Origin of the sequence: Delftia acidovorans NBRC 14950 (assembly GCF_001598795.1) — a bacterium.
Lineage (GTDB): Bacteria > Pseudomonadota > Gammaproteobacteria > Burkholderiales > Burkholderiaceae_C > Comamonas > Comamonas acidovorans.
In genome coordinates this window covers 216,399-234,319 of record NZ_BCZP01000006.1, presented here as the reverse complement: position 1 = coordinate 234,319, position 17,921 = coordinate 216,399, and the positions used below count along the sequence as shown (strand labels likewise).

Annotated in this window: 19 protein-coding genes; 5 read left to right on the top strand and 14 right to left on the bottom strand. The window is 67.5% G+C overall.

Annotated features, from left to right (window positions below):
* Window positions 1-9 precede the first annotated feature (9 nt).
* The 9 genes from gspD to gspG all read right to left on the bottom strand — a co-directional run bounded on the left by gspD (window position 10) and on the right by gspG (window position 8,123).
* Complete coding sequence (gene gspD / locus DA1_RS10080; RefSeq protein ID WP_034397093.1) at window positions 10-2,376, bottom strand: type II secretion system secretin GspD; 2,367 nt, start codon at window positions 2,374-2,376, stop codon at window positions 10-12.
* A gap of 3 nt (window positions 2,377-2,379) precedes the next feature.
* Window positions 2,380-3,183 (bottom strand): type II secretion system protein N, encoded by an 804-nt coding sequence (gene gspN / locus DA1_RS10075; protein ID WP_034397092.1) that lies wholly within the window; start codon window positions 3,181-3,183, stop codon window positions 2,380-2,382.
* Between the two features lie 2 nt (window positions 3,184-3,185).
* Window positions 3,186-3,746, bottom strand: coding sequence for a type II secretion system protein M (locus tag DA1_RS10070; RefSeq protein WP_013800653.1), 561 nt, complete (start codon window positions 3,744-3,746; stop codon window positions 3,186-3,188).
* Window positions 3,743-4,987: a type II secretion system protein GspL gene (gene gspL, locus DA1_RS10065; RefSeq protein ID WP_034397091.1), complete on the bottom strand. Its 1,245-nt coding sequence runs from the start codon at window positions 4,985-4,987 to the stop codon at window positions 3,743-3,745. Before gspL ends, DA1_RS10070 begins: the two co-directional genes overlap by 4 nt.
* Window positions 4,988-5,031: 44 nt before the next feature.
* Entirely contained in the window at window positions 5,032-6,009 is a 978-nt protein-coding gene (gspK, locus tag DA1_RS10060) for a type II secretion system minor pseudopilin GspK (RefSeq protein WP_034397090.1), read from the bottom strand.
* A complete protein-coding gene (locus DA1_RS10055) occupies window positions 6,006-6,713 on the bottom strand; it encodes a prepilin-type N-terminal cleavage/methylation domain-containing protein (RefSeq protein WP_013800656.1) in 708 nt (235 codons plus the stop codon). The genes gspK and DA1_RS10055 overlap by 4 nt, the downstream gene beginning before the upstream one ends.
* Complete coding sequence (gene gspI, locus DA1_RS10050) at window positions 6,714-7,112, bottom strand: type II secretion system minor pseudopilin GspI (RefSeq protein WP_034397089.1); 399 nt, start codon at window positions 7,110-7,112, stop codon at window positions 6,714-6,716.
* Window positions 7,109-7,564 (bottom strand): GspH/FimT family pseudopilin, encoded by a 456-nt coding sequence (locus DA1_RS10045; RefSeq protein ID WP_034397088.1) that lies wholly within the window; start codon window positions 7,562-7,564, stop codon window positions 7,109-7,111. Before DA1_RS10045 ends, gspI begins: the two co-directional genes overlap by 4 nt.
* A gap of 82 nt (window positions 7,565-7,646) precedes the next feature.
* Window positions 7,647-8,123, bottom strand: coding sequence for a type II secretion system major pseudopilin GspG (gspG, locus tag DA1_RS10040; RefSeq protein WP_012207486.1), 477 nt, complete (start codon window positions 8,121-8,123; stop codon window positions 7,647-7,649).
* A gap of 22 nt (window positions 8,124-8,145) precedes the next feature.
* Between gspG and DA1_RS10035 the strand changes: the two genes are divergently transcribed.
* Window positions 8,146-8,619 (top strand): type II secretion system protein N, encoded by a 474-nt coding sequence (locus tag DA1_RS10035; protein WP_034397087.1) that lies wholly within the window; start codon window positions 8,146-8,148, stop codon window positions 8,617-8,619.
* A gap of 6 nt (window positions 8,620-8,625) precedes the next feature.
* Here the strand turns inward: DA1_RS10035 and DA1_RS10030 are convergent, their stop codons facing one another.
* From DA1_RS10030 to ilvA, 3 genes are read right to left on the bottom strand one after another with little or no spacing between them, the layout of a single operon-like run.
* The gene (locus tag DA1_RS10030; RefSeq protein WP_034397085.1) at window positions 8,626-9,228 is read right to left on the bottom strand and encodes a histidine phosphatase family protein; all 603 of its coding nucleotides are present in this window, start codon (window positions 9,226-9,228) and stop codon (window positions 8,626-8,628) included.
* Window positions 9,225-10,037: an adenosylcobinamide-GDP ribazoletransferase gene (locus DA1_RS10025; protein ID WP_034397084.1), complete on the bottom strand. Its 813-nt coding sequence runs from the start codon at window positions 10,035-10,037 to the stop codon at window positions 9,225-9,227. The genes DA1_RS10030 and DA1_RS10025 overlap by 4 nt, the downstream gene beginning before the upstream one ends.
* A 30-nt stretch (window positions 10,038-10,067) precedes the next feature.
* Window positions 10,068-11,621 (bottom strand): threonine ammonia-lyase, biosynthetic, encoded by a 1,554-nt coding sequence (ilvA, locus tag DA1_RS10020; RefSeq protein ID WP_013800662.1) that lies wholly within the window; start codon window positions 11,619-11,621, stop codon window positions 10,068-10,070.
* Between the two features lie 366 nt (window positions 11,622-11,987).
* Here ilvA and DA1_RS10015 point away from each other — a divergent pair, with 366 nt between their 5' ends.
* Window positions 11,988-12,440: an OsmC family protein gene (locus DA1_RS10015; protein WP_012207481.1), complete on the top strand. Its 453-nt coding sequence runs from the start codon at window positions 11,988-11,990 to the stop codon at window positions 12,438-12,440.
* Between the two features lie 108 nt (window positions 12,441-12,548).
* Here DA1_RS10015 and coq7 read toward each other — a convergent pair whose 3' ends face one another.
* Window positions 12,549-13,166 carry a 2-polyprenyl-3-methyl-6-methoxy-1,4-benzoquinone monooxygenase gene (gene coq7 / locus DA1_RS10010; RefSeq protein WP_034397083.1) on the bottom strand — a complete coding sequence of 206 codons (618 nt, stop codon included), beginning with the start codon at window positions 13,164-13,166 and terminating at the stop codon, window positions 12,549-12,551.
* Between the two features lie 331 nt (window positions 13,167-13,497).
* Between coq7 and DA1_RS10005 the strand changes: the two genes are divergently transcribed.
* The 3 genes from DA1_RS10005 (at window position 13,498) to DA1_RS09995 (ending at window position 17,245) form a co-directional block, all read left to right on the top strand.
* Window positions 13,498-14,553: a porin gene (locus DA1_RS10005; RefSeq protein ID WP_062794116.1), complete on the top strand. Its 1,056-nt coding sequence runs from the start codon at window positions 13,498-13,500 to the stop codon at window positions 14,551-14,553.
* A gap of 182 nt (window positions 14,554-14,735) precedes the next feature.
* On the top strand, window positions 14,736-15,884 hold the full coding sequence (locus DA1_RS10000; RefSeq protein ID WP_034397081.1) for a porin: 1,149 nt from the start codon (window positions 14,736-14,738) through the stop codon (window positions 15,882-15,884).
* 134 nt (window positions 15,885-16,018) lie between these two features.
* Window positions 16,019-17,245 carry a M20 aminoacylase family protein gene (locus DA1_RS09995; protein WP_034397080.1) on the top strand — a complete coding sequence of 409 codons (1,227 nt, stop codon included), beginning with the start codon at window positions 16,019-16,021 and terminating at the stop codon, window positions 17,243-17,245.
* A 15-nt stretch (window positions 17,246-17,260) separates the two neighbouring features.
* Here DA1_RS09995 and DA1_RS09990 read toward each other — a convergent pair whose 3' ends face one another.
* On the bottom strand, window positions 17,261-17,863 hold the full coding sequence (locus DA1_RS09990; RefSeq protein WP_034397079.1) for a TetR/AcrR family transcriptional regulator: 603 nt from the start codon (window positions 17,861-17,863) through the stop codon (window positions 17,261-17,263).
* Window positions 17,864-17,921: the final 58 nt, after the last annotated feature.

Below are 17,921 nucleotides of genomic sequence, written 5' to 3'. Positions count from 1 at the left end.
CTTCCTGCCTCAGAGCGCGCCGGGGGCTGCCGGCACGGCGGGAGCGGCGGGCTGCGGCTGGGTGAAGTCGATCAGCTCGGGCTTTGCGCCCGGCACGTTGACGATGGCGGCCGGGTTGGTGAACGAGCCGGGGTCCGGCTGGGGCGTGAGCGTGGGCAGCACGGGTGCGGCATTGACCGAGCGCAGCAGGGCGCTGGGTTCGGGCTGCAGGCTCTGTTGCTGCGCGCGGATGGCTTCGTAGCGCTCGGAAGAGACCTGGTTGGTCGCAGTCGCATCGCGCATCACCACGGGGCGCAGGAAGACCATCAGGTTGGTCTTGTTGCGCTTGCGGTTGGTGTTGCGGAACAGGTTGCCCACGACGGGAATGTCGCCCAGCAGAGGCACGCGGTCCTCGGCCTGGGAGTAGTTGTCGTCGATCAGGCCGCCGAGCACGACGATGTTGCCGTCCTCGACCAGCACGTTGGACTCGATGGAGCGCTTGTTGGTGGTCAGGCCGTTGGTGTCCTTGCGCGTGGACTCGTCCACCGAGGAGACCTCCTGGAACACGGCCAGCTTCACCGTACCGTTCTCGTTGATCTGCGGGCGCACGCGCAGCATCAGACCCACGTCCTTGCGCTCCACCGTGGTGAACGGGTTGACCGTACCGCCCGTGGAGTTGCTGGCGTAGGAGCCCGTGACCATGGGCACGTTCTGGCCCACGATGATGCGCGCCTCCTCGTTGTCCAGCGTCATCAGGTTGGGCGTGGACAGGATGTTGGCGTCACCGCTGTTTTGCAGGAAGTTGGCCAGAAAGCCCAGCGTGTCCTTGCCATTGACGCGCTGCGTGAAGCCGAGGTTGGTGCCTCTCAGGCTGGACAACGTGTCTCCCGTGATGGCGCTGCCATCGAGGCCTCCATCCTTGACCAGGCCGAGCAGGTTCAGGATGTTGGCGCCCGCCACATTGGAGTTCGTACCCAGGGTGCCGATCACGCGGCCGTTGTTGCTGAGCATGGCCTGCCACTGGATGCCGAACTGGGCCAGCCGGTTGTCCTTGATTTCGACGATCAGGCTTTCGATCAGCACCTGGGCGCGGCGGCCGTCGAGCTTGTCGATCACGGCGCGCAGTTGGCGGTAGACGGGCGGCGGTGCCGTGATGATCAGCGAGTTGGTCGAAGGATCGGCCTGGATCATGCCGCCCGTGGAGGGCTGCTGGGCCACGCCCAGCGCGCCGCCCCCTCCGCTGCTACCCAGGCCCGAGGACGAGCCCATGCCCATGGATGCCGTGCCGCTGGAGTCGCGCGAGACCACGGGCTGCGATGTGGGAATGGAGGACATGCCGCCACCCTGCGGCGTGGTGCCGCCCGCACCGGGCTGGCCGCTGGCCGTGCCGGCGGCCGTGGCCTGGGCTCCTATGGCCGCGCGCAAGGTGGCGGCCAGCGCCACGGCGTCGGCGTTCTTCAGGTAGACCACGTGGATGTTGCCCTGGTCGCCGCCGCCGTTCATGGCGGGCTGGTCCAGCCGCGCGATCAGCGAGCGCACCTGGGCCAGGCGTGCGGGGTTGGCCGCGCGCAGCACGATGGAGTTGCTGCGCGGCTCGGCCATCAGCGAGGTCTTGAAGGCGTTGTCGCTCTGGCCCGGAATATTGGCGCCGCCGGCGGTCACGGTGAGGCCGCCGGGGCTGGCCGTGCCGCCTTCGATCAGGCGCGAGACCAGGGCCACCATGTCGGTGGCCACGGCATGGCGCAGCGGGATGATTTCGACATCGGTGGCGTTGGACACATCCATGGTCGCCACGATGCGCGAGATGCGCTGCAGGTTGTCTGCGTAGTCGGTGATGACCAGCGAGTTGTTGCCCGGGTTGACGTTGATGGTGTTGTTGGGGCTGATCAACGGGCGCAGCACGGGCACCAGGTTGGCCGCGTTCTCGTAGTTGAGCTTGAAGATCTGGGTGACGATCTGGCTGCCCGCGCTGCTGCGGCTCGCGCCCACGGCCACTTCGCTGGCCTGCAGCTTGGCGTCGGCTTCAGGGATGACCTTGTACAGGCCGGCCGATTCGACAATGGTGAAGCCCTGCAGGCGCAGCGCGGCCAGGAACTGCTGGTAGGCGGTGGCAGGCGGCACGGGCCTGTCGGTCAGCAGCGTGATCTGGCCCTTGACGCGCGGATCGACCACCACGTTGCGGTTGGTGATGGCGCCGATGGCGCGCGAGACGGCCTCGATGTCGGCGCCCGAGAAATTCAGTGTCACAGGCTCGCCGGGGCGCAGGCTGGGCGTGGCGCCGGTCGGTGCATTGGTCTGCTGGGCCTGGGCGGTGCCAGCGGTGCAGGCCAGCATGGCGCTGACGGCCAGCGTGTGCAGGGTGTTGCGCCAGAACGGGGTCGTGTGCTGCTGAGTCATGGATCAACCAAAGGAAATGATGGACCGGGGCCCCTGGCGCCGTCCCAGAATGTTGAGCAGGTTGGACAGCGCGGTTTCGCGCTCCGGGCTGGCCGAGGCCTCGCCCTGGAAATGCAGCCGCTGGCCCACCCATTGGCCCTGGCCGCTCAGGCGCAGGTCGCCGGTCAGGGTACTGAGCTGCAGCTGCGGACTGTCGCCCCCGAGGATGTCCAGCCGGTAGCTGCCCAGCGGGCGCAGCGGTGACAGGCGTGAGGATACGGCCAGCGCCTCCAGGCGCGTGCTGCCTTCGCTGCGCCAGCGGCCCGATTGCCACAGCAGCTGCAGTTGCAGGGCCTGCGTGGCCAGCCGCAGCTGGCCTTGCAGGTCCACCGTGTTCCAGGGCGTGCCCAGACCGGACAGCAGGGAGGCGGGCCAGCGCGTGTCGCTGTCATGCACCACGGCGCTCAGGCCCTGCCAGCGGGGCAGCAGGTCCAGCACCACGGGCGTGGGTGTGCAGCATTCGCTGCGCAGTTGTATGCGGGCGCCCTCCAGGCGGGGGCGCAGCGTCCATTCCAGCCGTGTGGGCAGGGCCGTGCGGTCGCGGCTGCCGGCGCCTCCGGTGAAGACCAGGGAGGCCGAGCCATTCCACAGCGTGCCGCGCGGCTGCTGCAGCAGTACCTGGCCCTGCGTGGCCGAATCCACGCCGCGCGCCAGCCAGGCGGCGGGTGCCCAGACGACGGTGGTGGCCACCAGGCCGCACAGGGCACCGGCCAGCGCCCAGCCGCGCGGTGCGCGCAGGGCCGGCTGGGAGCGGGGCTTGCGTTGCATGCTCAAGGCGCCCGCGACGGATCGACGGGCAGGTCCAGCACCAGGCTGCCATCCCAGCGCACGGCATCGGCAGCGCCTGCTGCGCCCGAGGCGGCGGCAGTGCTTGCAGATGCACTGCGGGCCAGCTTCATCTCGGCCGGAACGGCGTGGGTGTTGCTGCGGACCTGGGCCAGCCAGCGCGCCAGCGCGGCGGCGGGTGCGGCCTTGAGCGTGATCTGTGCGCGGTCGCCCATCCAGTTCAATTGGGCGGAGGCGCCCAGTTCGGCGGACAGCGAGCTTTGCAGCAGCGCCTTGGCATCGCCGACCACGGGGCGTGCGTTGCCGCGCAGCTGCTCGGCCTCGGCCTGCAGCAGCTGCATCTGGCGCAACTGGCGGTCGGCCTGGGCATGGCGTTCGGGCGCGGTGCGCAGGCTGTGCAGGGCGGGGGCCAGTGCCACCCACCACAGCAGGGCCAGTGCCACCACGCCACCGGCCAGCAGGGTCATGTTCTGTTCACGCGGCGCCAGGGCATTCCAGCGCGCGCGCAGGGGTGCCAGGCTTTGGCGGGATGCGCGCATGTTCATGGCCGGGCCTCCTGGGCAAGCAGCAGGTCGGCGCCGTCACGCTGCAGTCGCAGGCCGCTGCCGGCCAGATGTTGTTGTGCCTGCTCCAGTGCCTCGGCCTCCAGCGAGACGCCCTTGAGGCGCAGCTGCCGGTCCTGGTAGTCCATGGCCTGGGGCAACTGTCCAGCGGGCAGGGCCCGGGATGCGGCTGCCAGCAGGGGCTCCAGGTCGCCCTGCGTCAGCGCGCCGGCGGTCTGGCGCAGCGTGGCGACTTCGCGCTGCATTTGAATGGGCGCGTCGACGATGACGGGCACGCGGGGAAAGCTGGTGGCCAGCGTGGAGCGCACCTGGACCTGCTTGGCCGCAATGGCGCGGTTCTCGGTCCAGGCCCAGGCATTGAGGCCCACTACCTGGGCCAGCAGGGCAAGCACGGCGCCCCAGCGCGCGGCCTTCCATTGCGGCGCGCGCAGAAAGCTTTGCCAGCCGTCGAGCATGCGCCGCCGTGTGCGGCTGCCACCGCCCAGGTCGAGGTCGAACTGGGCCAGATCCCAGCTTTGTGCGCGGGCCGCTAGGCCGCGCTGGGCGTCCGTCAGCAGGCTGACGGGGCGCTGCAGGGCCTCGGCGGCGCGGGCCAGCGCCGGGTCGGCCTGGATCGGGGTGTCGGGGGGCAGGGCATGAAGCAGCGCGGCCAGCATGGCGGGGTCGGCACTGTCGGTGCGCAGCGGCAGGCAGGCCAGCGAGTCCATGCCCTGCGGTGCGGTGCTCAGGCCGGTGGCCAGCAGCCAGGCCGATTCGGGTGAGCCCACGGCCCAGAGCTGGGGCGTGGCCTGGGGCGGACATTCCGGCACGATGCGGCCCACGGGCCGCCCTGCGGATTCCAGGGCCTGCAGGTGGGCATGGAGCCAGGCCTTGTTGCAGGCGGCAACCCAGCAGGGCTCGCCTGCGCGTGCCTGCGGCTGCAGGGCCAGGTGCAATTGGGAGGGCTCGTCGAGCAGGCGCTCTTCCAGCAGCCCGTCGAGCACGGCGCGCAGGCGCACATGTCCGCGCCGGCTTCCCGTAGGCACGCCATGGGGGAGGCTGACCAGATGCCAGGACAAGGCCTGGTGCGGCACCACGGCAACCGTCTGGCCGGTGCGGCCAGGATCGGGCAGCAGGCCTGCGGCGGCGTGGCCATGCCGGTCGGCGCGCAGGCCGTCACTGCTGAGTGCGTAGGCGTATTCGCCAGCGGGGCCCGCAGGCAGATGAAGAATCAAGGTGCTCATGGGCGGAAGCGGGCATTGTAGGGGGCGAGTGTGACAGCCATCTGTCATGGCGCGGGAGCTTCGGGCAATCCCCAGTCCCCCCTCTCACGCCAGATGGTAGTGACTGTCATGTTGTTGCGACGCAACATGGAGCGTTCGCTGGCCACGATCTCGCCCAGGCGCATGCGGCCACGCGCCTCGAAGAAGCTGGTGGCCACCGACAGGTTCTGTCCTTCGAATTTCTGCGGCAGGCCCAGCGCGTTGGAGGCATCGGCCAGGCTGCGCAGCGGGCGCGATGCGCGCAGCTGCACCAGCTGGCTGGCCTGAGACCAGGTCAGGTCCTCCACGCTGGCCCAGATGACTTCGGCGCTGGCGGTGTTGAGGTTGACGGGCGTGTTCTCGGGCAGCAGGGTGATGTAGGGCTCCAGCCGCGCGACGACCTCGGGCGGCAATCCCAGCCAGCCGAACTGGCCCAGCGTGCGCGGCATCAGGAACTGCGCGCCCTCGCCAGGGGTGGCGGCTGCGCGAAGGGCCTGGACGATCTGCGTGGCATAGGCAGGGGGCAGGTTCAGGCGCTCCAGCAGGCGGGACAGCGGGCGCAGGGTTTCGGGCTTGTCGGGGGCGCTCAGCAGGTTGCGCAGGTTCAGGCGCGACTGCAGGTCGATGATCTGGCCCGAGAGAAAGGCGTCCTGCATGTCGGCCATGCCGTCATCGACCTGGCTGACGTTGTTCTGCGCGGCCAGAAAGGTGGACAGGCGCGCCTCCTGCAGCGGCACGGCCCAGGGCTCGGCCAGATGGTCCACCTGCAGGCTGGTGCGCGCATCCTCGGCCAGCACCACGCGCGACCAGTCCAGCGCACCCAGCAGGATCCAGGCGGCCTGCATGCGGTTGCGCTCGGCGGTCTCGACCTCCACGCTGCGCCACTGCTGCCACAGCGCGGTGGCGGCGAACGTGGCCACCAGGGTCACCGTGAGCATGGCGGCCAGCAGGGCCACGCCACGGTGGCGGCGGCGGCCGGGCAGGGGGCGGGGTGCGCGCATCATGATCGGCTGTTGGAGCGCAAGGGGTTGACCCAGTCCATGGTGACGCGGCCAGGAATGGCGCTGTCGGGCGGCAGGGTCAGTTCGACGCGGATGCCGTCGGGAATCGTGGGCAGCTGCGCGCTGCTGTTGGTGCCGCCGGACGGCGGGTTGACCGTGCCCGTGCCGTTGTCCGAGCCGCTGGACTGCGGATTGCTCCAGGCGTTGTCGCGGTAGTAGTACAGGCGCCATTGGTCCAGGGGCATCAGCACGGTTTCGCGCCGGCGCTGGTCGTCCGAGGGGTTGCGCCCCCATTGCGATCCCTGGTTCCAGGCATCGCGCCACTGTGCGCGCGTGCGCAGCGGCGGCGACTGCCAGCGCAGCCACTGGTCGCGCCCGGCCGTCTGGCGGCGCGCCCAGGCGACGACCACGGCGCCGTCGTCCACGGCGGCGCTGCTCTTGCGGGTCATGCGCAGCACCTGGCCGTCCCAGTCGATGACCTGTGTGTTTTCAAGCGGCATCAGCGCTTCGAGGTCGGCATTCCATTGGGCGATGACGGTCTGCAGCACCATCTGCTGCTCGTTGCGGGCACGAATGGTCTCCTGCGAGCGCACCATGCTGTCCAGCCCGCGCCAGCTCACCAGGGCCAGCAGGGCCATGACGGCGATGGCCACCATCAGCTCCACCAGGGTGAAGCCGTGCGTGCGGGAGGGGTGGCGCAAGCGCATTCAGAAGCGTCCCACGATGGTGGATACGCGCAGCACGGGGTGCTCTGCCGTGACCACCAAGGCATCGACACGGCGGAAGCTGGGATTGGGCGTGGGCCGCACGCTGAGCCGGACCTGCAGTTGCCGGCCGCCCTGCTCGCAAGTCAGGCTGTTGTCGCCCACGGGCGGCATCTGGCGTGACAGGCGCATGCGCACCAGCTCGTTTTGCGCGCACAGCTGGGCCAGCAGCACCTCGGACTGGCGCTCGGCATTGAGTGTCAGGGCCGATGTGGCCTGCAGACCGGCCATGAGCGCAATGCCCACGATGCCCAGGGCCACCAGCACCTCGATCAGCGTGAAGCCGCGTGCCTGGCGCCTGGGGGCGCCGTGCTTTCGGCGCGGTCCGTGGAGGGCTGTCATGGCAGGGACTGCACGGCAAAGGGCCGCAGTCCATCCGTGGCCACACGCAGCGGCGGGCTGGTGGAGTCGCGCAGCGTCAGCGTGACGGACTGGGGCGGAATCAGTGGCTCGGGGCCCAGCACCAGCGGCGTGGCCGGCTGCGCCTGCACACCGGGCTGCAGCCATTGGGAAGGCAGTTGAGCGCTGGCCGGCAGTCCTTCGAAGCGAAAGCCCTGCGGCATGGGGCGCCAGCGCACGGGCACGCCGTTGGCACGGGCCTGGGCGCGGGCCGACTCCAGCAGCGCGGCCAGGCGTTCGGCCTCGCGCTCCAGCTGCGCCTGTCCGCTGTCGCGCAGCGACAGGCTCACGCCTGCGGCGGCAATCGCCATGATGCTGATGACGACCATCAGCTCCAGCAGGGTGAAGCCGCGCGAAGGGGTGGACAGGGAGGAGGGAGCGGTCTGGCGGGGCATGAGAGCAGGCAGGCCCGCTGGGAGTGCGGGCCTGTGGTGCGGTGCGGCGCGGCCCCTGCGGGCCGTCGCCCGGGCCATCGACTTATTGCCAGCTGCCGATGTCGGCATCCTTGCCCTCTCCGCCGGCCTGGCCGTCGGCGCCAAAGGACATGATGTCGATGGGGCCCTTGATGCCAGGATTCAGGTACTGGTAGGGGCGGCCCCAGGGATCGTTGGGCAGCTTTTCCAGGTAGGGCTTCCAGTTGTTGGGCAGCGGTCCGCTCGTGGGGCGGACGATCAGGGCCTGCAGGCCCTGCTCCGCCGTGGGGTAGCGCTGGTTGTCCAGGCGATAGAGCTTGAGCGCCTGGGAGATGTTGGTGATGTCGGTGCGTGCAGCCGTGACGCGGGCATCGTCGGCGCGGTCCAGCACATTGGGCACGATCAGGGCCGCCAGCACGCCGATGATGACCAGGACCACCATCAGCTCGATCAGCGTGAAGCCGCGCTGGACGGCAGTGCGCAGGGCGGGCAACGGACGGCGGGGAAGGCTGGTCATGGAACGGTGCAGCAAATTGGACATATCGCTCCATCATAATCGCGCGATGGTGACACTTTCATTGAACCGCGGCCAGGCCCGGACCTGGCATGTCAAGGCGGCCACATTCGTGCTCTGGCTGCTGGCTGCCGGCGTCGTGGCTTTCTGGGCCATGCGCCTGGGCAACGGCGGCGCGGGAGCGCCCGTGCCACCCGCGCCCGCCGAGCCCTTGCAGGTCGATGCGCCCGCGCTGGCGCAGGCGCTGGGAGGCGTGGCAGCCGCGCAGGGCGCCGTCGCCCCCGCTGCAGCGCCTGTGGTCTCGCGCTATGCGCTGGTCGGTGTGCTGGCCGGGCGCGACAGCGGCGGCGGCGCGGCGGTCATCGCCGTGGGCAACCAGCCGGCCAAGCCCTTCCGCGTGGGGCGCGCCGTGGAAGACGGCGTGGTGCTGCAGTCGGTGTCGGGCCGCGAGGCGCGCCTGGGACCCAGGGTCGATGGCCCGGCTTCCATCACGCTGCAGATTCCCCTGCCCGACAAGCGCTGATCCCGGTCAGCGCGGCAACGGCAGGTCCAGCACCAGCCAGCCGCCAAAGTCAGGCGCGGGCAGCGTCCATTGGGCCGCCTGGGGCAGGGCGCTGCCTTCGCGCATCAGCCATTGCGCGCAGCGCGCCACACCGGCATGGGTGATCCAGACGGTGTCGCGTGCGGCGCCATCGCCCACCGAACCCCTGCTCGCCTGCTGCAAGGCCTCATCCACCCTGCGCAGCATGGTCGCCAGGGACTCTCCCCGGCCCGGCGCGTGCCCGGCAAGGTCTGCCGCCCAGGCATCGATGGCGCTGCGGTCCAGCGCATCCCAGGGCTGGCCTTCCCAGTGGCCGAAATCCATCTCCAGCAGCCGGCCATCCGCCTGCGATGCCAGGCCGGGCCGCAGGGCCTGCAGAGCCCGGGCCAATTGGCTGCATCGGCGCAGCGGCGAATGCAGCATCCGGCAATCCGCAGGCAGCGCGATATGCAGGGCCTGGGCTGCATCGGCCGTGGCCTGGGCGTCGGCTTGCATGTCGAGTCGGCCATAGCAGATGCCGGGCGCCACCAGGGGGCGAGCGTGGCGTACCAGCCAAAGGCGTGGTGCCGGGTTGGCGCAGACGGAGTTCATGGCACGCGCACCAGTACGGCGGCGGCTCCCAGCAGCATGGCCAGTTCACAAGCCTGCTGGGCAGCGCCCAGGCAATCCCCCGTCATGCCGCCCAGCCGGCGGCGCAGCCAGCGCACCATGGCGGCCGTGGCCAGGGCGCCGGGCAGAACCAGGCCGATGACGAGCGGCAGGCCCCCCAGCCAGCCTGTCAGCGCCAGGGCGGGCAGGCACCAGAGGGTTGCCGTGACCACGCCTATGGCGCTCAGCGGCTTGCCAGCCGCATGCACGGCCTTGGAGTGGGCCGCCTGGCCCACATAGGGAAGGCATTGCATGAGGGCCAGCGGCGCCATGCGCGACAGCACATGGATGCTGCACAGCAGCAAGGCCGCCCATTGCATGTTGATGTCGAGCAGCAGCGCGACCAGGGATAGCTTGGCCAGCAGCGCCATCACCAGGGCCATGGCGCCGTAGGCGCCCAGGCGCGAATCCTTCATGATTTCCAGCGCGCGCTCGGGCGGGACAAAGCCGCCCAGGCCGTCGGCCACATCGGCCAATCCGTCTTCGTGCAGTCCCCCGGTCAGCCACAGCGTGGCCACGGTGGAAAGAACGGCGGCAACCAGCGGCATCCAGGGGCTGGGCGCCAGCAGCCAGCCCGTTGCCATCAGGCACGCTGCGCCCCATGCGCCCACCAGCCAGCCGACACCCGGCAGATGGGCAACGCTGGCATGCTGCAGCTGGGGGCTCCAGCCAGCCCAGGCGGCCAGCCGCCCCGTGACCGGGATGCGGCTGAAGAACTGGACGGCCAGGACAAAGTGGCGAAGCGGCTGCATGGGCGTGTCAGTGCCGGCCCGCCAGGTCCGTCACTTGAGGAAAAGCTGGTAGGCCGGGTTGGCGGTTTCCTCGACCCAGGGGTAGCCAAGATTGCTCAGGAAGGCGTCGAATTTCTTGCCATCCTTGGCGGGCACCTGCATGCCGACCAGGATGCGGCCGTAGTCGGCGCCCTGGTTGCGGTAGTGGAACAGCGAGATGTTCCAGGTCGGCGCCATCAGGCTGAGGAACTTGAACAGTGCGCCGGGGCGTTCGGGGAAGACAAAGCGCAGCAGGCGCTCTTCCTGCGCCAGCGGCGAATGGCCGCCGACCATGTGGCGCAGATGCTCCTTGGCCATGTCGTCGAAGGTCAGGTCCAGCGCCTCGAAGCCCTGCTTCTCGAAGTTCCTGGCAATCTTCTCGGACTCGCCGCGTGCCGCCGTGGTCAGGCCCACGAAGACATGGGCCTTGTTCTCGTGGCTGATGCGGTAGTTGAATTCGGTCACGTTGCGCGGGCCGCCGGGCAGCTTGCCCACCGCTTCGCAAAAGCGCTTGAAGCTGCCGCGCTCCTCGGGGATGGTCACGGCGAACAGGGCCTCGCGCTCTTCGCCCACCTCGGCCCGCTCGGCCACGAAGCGCAGCCGGTCGAAGTTCATGTTGGCGCCGCACAGGATGGCGGCATAGGTCTCGCCCTTGGTCTTGTGCTTGGCAACGTACTGCTTGATGGCCGCTACGGCCAAGGCGCCGGACGGCTCGACGATGGAGCGCGTGTCCACGAAGATGTCCTTGATCGCGGCGCAGACGGCATCGGTATCGACCACCACGTAGTCGTCCACCAGGCCCTGGGCGATGCGGAAGGTCTCCTCGCCCACCAGCTTGACGGCCGTGCCGTCGGCGAACAGGCCCACGTCGGCCAGCTCCACGCGGTGGCCGGCACGCACGGACTGCAGCATGGCGTCCGAATCCTTGGTGTGTACGCCGATCACCTTCACGTCGGGGCGCACGGCCTTGATGTAATTGGCTACGCCCGAGATCAGGCCACCGCCGCCGATGGCGACAAAGACCGCGTCCAGGCGCGGGCTGCCCAGCTTTTGGAGCTGGCTCAGCATTTCCATGGCAATCGTGCCCTGGCCGGCGATCACGTAGGGATCGTCGAAGGGGTGCACAAAGGTCAGGCCCTTTTCCTTTTGCAGCTTGACGGCGTGCTTGTAGGCGTCGGAATAGCTTTCGCCGGCCAGTTCCACCTCGCCGCCCAGTGCCTGCACCGCATCGATCTTGACCTGGGGCGTGGTGGTCGGCATCACGATCACGGCGCGGCAGCCGAGCTTGCGTGCGCCCAGGGCCACGCCTTGCGCATGGTTGCCGGCCGAGGCGCAGATCACACCCTTTTCCAGCTGCTCGGCCGACAGGTGCGCCATCTTGTTATAGGCGCCGCGCAGTTTGAAGCTGAACACCGGCTGCTGGTCCTCGCGCTTGAGCAGCACCTTGTTGTGCAGGCGGCGGCTCAGCGCCTTGGCGGGCTCCAGGTCCGACTCCACGGCCACGTCATAGACGCGCGCGGTAAGGATCTTGGTCAGGTAGTCGGCAGGGGTCAGGGGGTGGTTCATCGTCGGCGAAAGGCTGGAGAGCAGCAGGCCGGGAGGCGGCCCGTCGGTGTCAGGCGGCCATCATAGGCGCTTGTGAATCATGCTGCAGTGCAGCGTCCTGCACAGGCCGGGAGCGACGAAACCAAAAAAAAGCCCCAGGCTGTAAAGCCGGGGGCTGAATCCACCAATAGAGGAGGTGGAGGAGACAACTGGTGCGATGCAGAGCGAAGTTGGTTCACAATCTGCAGTCCATCTGGGGGGGTGTCCGGGTTAACCCTTCAGATAACGCTTGGGTGCATTGTATGCACGACAGGTGCTGCGTTGCAACAAAATCAGGGTTTTTGTGTAGTTGATGCAAAATAGCAACAGTTTTTTGAGGACGCAACAATGGAATGCACAGTGAGTTGGACAGGCGGCACGACCGGCATGCGCTCGGGCATGGGCTTCGTGGCGGAAACGGGCAGCGGCCATGTGGTCAATATGGATGGGGCGCCGGATGCGGCCAACCCCGCCAACGGGGGGCAGAACCAGGCACCCCGCCCCATGGAGATGCTGCTGGCCGGCGCCGGTGGCTGCACGGCCTATGACGTGGTGCTGATCCTCAAGCGCGGCAGGCATGCCGTCAAAGGCTGCAGCGTCAAGCTCACCTCGGAGCGCGCCGATGCGGACCCCAAGGTGTTCACCAAGATCCACATGCAGTTCACCGTCAGCGGTACGGGTCTGCCCACGGGTGCGGTGGAACGTGCCATCGCCATGAGCCATGACAAATACTGCTCGGCCACCATCATGCTGGGTAAGACGGCCGAGATCACCACGGGATTCGACATCGTCGAGGCCTGATGCCGCCGATGGCTGGGCTTGCGCCTGGGCGCGGCCCTCCTGAAATGAAGAAAGCGGGCAAGGCCCGCTTTTTTTGGATGGAATGCTGTTTCAGATGTTTCTGAAGGTTCAGATGCGGTGGGCGGTTGTCGTCATCACCTTGGCTGCCAGGCGCATCAAGGCGCGGGCGGGGGGCGGCAATTCCAGGGCTCCGGCTTCACGCGCAGCGGCGGCATGGCGTTCCTCGTCATCCTTCATGCGGGCCACCACGGCCAGCGAGGCGCGGTCTTCCTCGGGCAACAGGTCCAGATGGGATTCCAGATGGGCGGACACCTGCTCCTCCGTCTCCACCACAAACCCCAGGCTGGCCGCGTCGCTGATCTTGGCGGCCACCACGCCAATGGCGAAGGCGCCGGCAAACCACAGCGGGTTCAGCAGGCTGGGCCGGTCGCCCAGGGCGTTGAGCCGGTCGCGGGTCCATGCCAGGTGGTCGGTCTCCTCGCGCGCCGCCTCCAGCAGGTGCTCGCGCAGCACCATGTCGCGCGTCACCATGGCCTGGGCGTTGTACAGCGCCTGGGCGCAGACCTCTCCGACATGATTGACGCGCATCAAGGCGCCCGACAGCCGACGCTGTGCCTCGGTCAGCTCTCCCTCCGCGATGCCGGCGGCCGGGGAGCGTTCGGCGGCGGAAGGCTGTGCAAACAGGGTGCGAAGCGCCGCATCGGCGGCAGTCAGTATCTTGTCCATGGGCGGTCCCTAGAGCGGAAAATCTTGGCAAATTCAGGGTCTGAACGGTACACCAGGACGCCATGCCCTCTCTTTGTGCAAGCGCAACAAGGCCGGCGCGATGTTCGGGTTGGGCCTGATTGTGTTGGCTTGCAGGTTTGTTGCGGCAGTGCAACGAAAAACGGGGGGTAATGCCCGTTTGTGGGTGAATTTCTTTGCATGGGCAGCGGTGGTCTGGTGCAATAGGCCCTAACTTCCCCACCAGGAGGTTGGCGCGGGAAACCGGTGGAGCATCAGGCCAAGCCTCTCTTCCTCACGACCGGCGCCCTTCTAAACCTTGGAGTAACTCGTAATGAAAAAATCTCTGATTGCCCTGGCAGTGCTGGCTGCTTCCGGCGCCGCAATGGCTCAATCCTCCGTGACCCTGTTCGGTATCGTGGACACCAACGTTGCCTACGTGAACAAGGACGCAGCTGGCGACAGCCGTTACGGCCTGGGCACCAGCGGCGCTTCCACGAGCCGTCTGGGCCTGCGCGGCACGGAAGACCTGGGTGGTGGTCTGAAGGCTGGCTTCTGGCTGGAAGGCGAAATCTTCGGTGACGATGGCAACGCCAGCGGCTTCAACTTCAAGCGTCGTTCCACCGTGAGCCTGTCGGGCAACTTCGGTGAAGTGCGCCTGGGCCGTGACCTAGTCCCGACCTCCCAAAAGCTGACCTCCTACGACCTGTTCAGCGCCACCGGTATCGGCCCATTCATGGGCTTCCGTAACTGGGCAGCTGGCCAAGGCGCCGACGACAACGGCATCCGCGCTAACAACCTGATCTCGTACTACACCCCCAACTTCGGCGGTTTCAACGCCGGCTTTGGCTACGCTTTCGACGAAAAGCAAACCATCGGTACTGCTGACAGCGTCGGCCGTTACATCGGTGGTTACGTTGCATACGACAACGGCCCCCTGAGCGCCAGCCTGGGCCTGGCCCAGCAAAAGACTGCCGTTGGCGGCCTGGCTACCGACCGTGACGAAATCACCCTGGGTGCTTCGTACAACTTCGGCGTTGCCAAGCTGAGCGGCCTGCTGCAACAGACCAAGTTCAAGCGTGACATCGGCGGCGACATCAAGACCAACTCCTACATGCTGGGCGCTTCGGCTCCCGTCGGCGGCGTGGGCGAAGTCAAGCTGCAATACGCTCTGTACGACCAAAAGGCCATCGACTCCAAGGCTCACCAGATCACTCTGAGCTACGTCCACAACCTGTCCAAGCGCACCGCTCTGTACGGCAACCTGGCATTCCTGAAGAACAAGGATGCTTCGACCCTGGGCCTGCAAGCCAAGGGCGTGTACGCTGGTGGCGTGCAAGCTGGCGAAAGCCAGACTGGCGTGCAAGTCGGCATTCGCCACGCTTTCTAATGAACGGCTGGCGTAAGCCAGTTGCCATTTGAAGCAAAAAAGAGCCAGTCTTCGGACTGGCTCTTTTGTTTTGTGCTAGGGAAAGACCTGTGTTGTGCTTGTGCCAACGGTGACGAGGCGGGAAAAGCGTTTCTAGAATGAAATTTCCACCAACCAATCGTTAACAAGAGAGAGACAACACAATGAATTCTTCATTCGTGAAAAAGAGCGTGGCACTGGCGGTGTTGGCAGCAACGGCACCCTTGGCAGCATTCGCCCAGCAAAGCAGCGTGCAGCTGTACGGCATCGTCGATGCCGCTGTGCGCCACACCACCAATGAAGGCCCGACCAAGAGCGGCAAGACCCAGATGATCGGCGGCGGCATGTCGCAGAGCCGCTGGGGCATCAACATCACCGAGGACCTGGGTGGCGGTCTGGCAGCGATTGCCAACCTGGAGGCCCGTTTCCTCACCGACACCGGCGAGCAGGCTGCGGCCAGCTACTTTCAGCAATCCTGGGTGGGCCTGCGCAGCAAGAGCTTTGGCCAGGTTACCCTGGGCCGCCAGTACAACCTGCTGTTCGACCTGGTGACTTCCACCTATGCCTCTTTCCCATATTCGCCGTACATGGAGGCCTACAAGCCTGAAATCGGCATGTCCATGGGCGCGCGCGCCAGCAACATGGTCAAGTACCTGGCCGAGTTCGGCCCCGTGCGCGGCGCCCTGCAGTATTCGTTCGACGAGAACAACACCTTCGACAAGGTGGGCACCGGCGTGAGCCCTGGTGGCGCCATCAAGACGGCTGGCGGCTATCTGCGTTATTCGCAAAGCGGCATCTCCGCAGGCGCCGGCTACCTGGGCACCACGCTGCCGGCCGGCACCAAGGTCGATGCCTATACCCTGGGCGGCTCCTACCGCGTGGGCCCCTGGTACGTCAACCTGGGCTACGGCCTGAACAAGCGCAAGGATGCGTTCCCAGCTGCAGCGGCAGGCGGTGGATTCGACCAGGCCATCCTCAACTCCTTCTGGACGGGCTCGTCCAACGGCGGCTTCGTGGCCGGCGACGCCAACAAGCGCCAGATGTACAAGATGGGCTTCGGCTACCAGATCACGCCCCAGATCAATGTGGGCGCGCATTACTACCATGCCAAGCAGTCGGGCTCGGGCACGGGTAATTTCAATGGCAAGGCAGACTTCCTGGTGGCGGTAGCCGACTACGCCTTCTCCAAGCGTACCGATGCTTATGTGGCCCTGGACCACACCAAGACCAGCGGTGGCTCGGGCGTGATGCTGGACGCCAATGGCGCCACCAAGCGCACGGGCTTCACCGTCGGCCTGCGCCATCGCTTCTGAGCACGCGGCGTCTGCGCAACGAATGGCCTCCTTCGGGAGGCCTTTTTGTTTCCTGTCGATGGGCTGACGGTGGGCGGGCGCGATTTCCTGCGTTAAGGTAATGCGCAGGCCAACGAAGCGAAAGAACCAAGGCTATGGAAGCCACTCGATACAAGGCAGGCGGTCGGGCCTTTGCCCAGATCGCCCAGTACCACCCGGAGCTGACGGCGCTGCGCCGCGAGCTGCATGCGCATCCGGAGCTTGGATTCGAGGAGCGCTTCACGGCGGCGCGCGTCAAGGAGGCCTTGCGCCAGTGCGGTGTGGACGAGATCCATGAAGGCCTGGGCACCACGGGCCTGGTGGCCGTGATCCGCGGGCAGGGCCACAGTTCGGGCGCCATGGTGGGCCTGCGTGCCGACATGGACGCACTGCCCATGGTCGAGCACAACGAATTTCCCTGGAAGTCCGGCAAGCAGGGGCTGATGCACGGCTGCGGGCATGACGGCCATACGACCATGCTGGTGGGCGCCGCCCGCTACCTGGCCGCGACGCGGCGCTTCGATGGCTCGGCCGTGCTGGTCTTTCAGCCCGCCGAGGAAGGGCGCGGCGGCGCGCGGGCCATGATTGCCGATGGTCTTTTCGACCGCTTTCCGATGCAGGCCGTGTACGCCATGCACAACTGGCCTGCCATGCGTGCGGGCACGGTGGGCATCAACATGGGCGCGATGATGGCGGCTGCCGACCGCATCACCATCGAGATCACGGGGCGCGGCGGCCATGGTGCGCATCCCTACCAGACGGTGGACGTGGTGCTGGCGGCCGCGCACATCACCACGGCGGTGCAGAGCATCGTCTCGCGCAATGTGCGCGCCATCGACAGTGCCGTCATCAGCCTGTGCGCCGTGCAGGCCGGGGACCTGGGCGCCTTCAGCGTGATGCCGGGCACGGCAACGCTGGTGGGAACCGTGCGGACCTTCGACCCCGCCGTGCAGGACCGTGTCGAGCAGCGCCTGCAGGAGTTGTGCAGCGCGGTGGCGCTGGGGCTCGGTGCCACGGCCAAGGTCAACTACGAGCGCATCTATCCCGCCACCATCAACTCCCCCACGGAGGCCGCCTTTGCTGCCGATGTGGCCCAGTCGCTGGTGGGGGTGGAGAACCTGGACCGGCACCTGGAGCCCAGCATGGGTGCCGAGGACTTTTCGTTCATGCTGCAGCACAAGCCCGGTGCCTACCTGCGCCTGGGGCAATCCACGGGCGCCCAGCCCGGGGTGCCGCTGCACAGCAGCCGGTATGACTTCAACGACGAAGTGTTGCCGCTGGGCGCTGCCCTGCACGCCAGCCTGATCGAGCAGGCCATGCCGCTGCATTCGCAGGACGTATAGCGCAGGCGGAGCGGGTCAACGGGCCTGGCCCTCGGGCGCAAGAAGGTGGGCCTGCACCGTTTTCAGAATCTCGTCGGACAAGGCTGGATTGGCCGCGACCGTGGCACGCGCCAGGACCAGGGCGCCCACCATGCTGCTGAGCATGGCCATGGCCTGGGCGCGCTGTGTGGCATCGGGTGCCTGATCGTCGCCAAGTGTGCCGATCACGCGCGCAAATCTGCCGATGTTGCGTTCCACCCCTTCGGCGAACACCGCTGAAAGATCGCCGCCTGCCCGGGCCACGTCCACGGCCAGCGCTGCGGCGGGGCAGCCCTCGCCGGGGCTGTCGCGGTGCTGTGGCGACAGATAGGACTGCACGCGCGCGGCAAGGCCGCCGGCCTGTTCACCCTGCAGGCCGTCCAGCGGCGCGATGGACCAGTCGAAGGCGCGTGCGCAGGCCTCGCGCACCAGCGCGTCCTTGGATTCGAAGTGGCGATAGAGCCCGCCGTGGGTGAGTCCCGCGCCGCGCGTCACCTCGGCCACGCCGACGCCGTCCAGCCCGTGCTCGCGGTACAGCCGTGCGGCGGCTTCGAGGATGTCCTGCCGGTTCTGCGCGGCCTGGGCTTTCGTGACTTTCATGTGCGCTGTCCAATGATTGTGGTCGTTATCAAAACACGTTTATGATGACGGCAATCAT

Bases quoted from the DNA above. Each gene is read 5' to 3' on its own strand.
- gspD (WP_034397093.1), bottom strand. From the start codon at position 2,376: ATGACTCAGCAGCACACGACCCCGTTCTGGCGCAACACCCTGCACACG.
- gspN (WP_034397092.1), bottom strand. From the start codon at position 3,183: ATGCAACGCAAGCCCCGCTCCCAGCCGGCCCTGCGCGCACCGCGCGGC.
- DA1_RS10070 (WP_013800653.1), bottom strand. From the start codon at position 3,746: ATGAACATGCGCGCATCCCGCCAAAGCCTGGCACCCCTGCGCGCGCGC.
- gspL (WP_034397091.1), bottom strand. From the start codon at position 4,987: ATGAGCACCTTGATTCTTCATCTGCCTGCGGGCCCCGCTGGCGAATAC.
- gspK (WP_034397090.1), bottom strand. From the start codon at position 6,009: ATGATGCGCGCACCCCGCCCCCTGCCCGGCCGCCGCCGCCACCGTGGC.
- DA1_RS10055 (WP_013800656.1), bottom strand. From the start codon at position 6,713: ATGCGCTTGCGCCACCCCTCCCGCACGCACGGCTTCACCCTGGTGGAG.
- gspI (WP_034397089.1), bottom strand. From the start codon at position 7,112: ATGACAGCCCTCCACGGACCGCGCCGAAAGCACGGCGCCCCCAGGCGC.
- DA1_RS10045 (WP_034397088.1), bottom strand. From the start codon at position 7,564: ATGCCCCGCCAGACCGCTCCCTCCTCCCTGTCCACCCCTTCGCGCGGC.
- gspG (WP_012207486.1), bottom strand. From the start codon at position 8,123: ATGTCCAATTTGCTGCACCGTTCCATGACCAGCCTTCCCCGCCGTCCG.
- DA1_RS10035 (WP_034397087.1), top strand. From the start codon at position 8,146: ATGGTGACACTTTCATTGAACCGCGGCCAGGCCCGGACCTGGCATGTC.
- DA1_RS10030 (WP_034397085.1), bottom strand. From the start codon at position 9,228: ATGAACTCCGTCTGCGCCAACCCGGCACCACGCCTTTGGCTGGTACGC.
- DA1_RS10025 (WP_034397084.1), bottom strand. From the start codon at position 10,037: ATGCAGCCGCTTCGCCACTTTGTCCTGGCCGTCCAGTTCTTCAGCCGC.
- ilvA (WP_013800662.1), bottom strand. From the start codon at position 11,621: ATGAACCACCCCCTGACCCCTGCCGACTACCTGACCAAGATCCTTACC.
- DA1_RS10015 (WP_012207481.1), top strand. From the start codon at position 11,988: ATGGAATGCACAGTGAGTTGGACAGGCGGCACGACCGGCATGCGCTCG.
- coq7 (WP_034397083.1), bottom strand. From the start codon at position 13,166: ATGGACAAGATACTGACTGCCGCCGATGCGGCGCTTCGCACCCTGTTT.
- DA1_RS10005 (WP_062794116.1), top strand. From the start codon at position 13,498: ATGAAAAAATCTCTGATTGCCCTGGCAGTGCTGGCTGCTTCCGGCGCC.
- DA1_RS10000 (WP_034397081.1), top strand. From the start codon at position 14,736: ATGAATTCTTCATTCGTGAAAAAGAGCGTGGCACTGGCGGTGTTGGCA.
- DA1_RS09995 (WP_034397080.1), top strand. From the start codon at position 16,019: ATGGAAGCCACTCGATACAAGGCAGGCGGTCGGGCCTTTGCCCAGATC.
- DA1_RS09990 (WP_034397079.1), bottom strand. From the start codon at position 17,863: ATGAAAGTCACGAAAGCCCAGGCCGCGCAGAACCGGCAGGACATCCTC.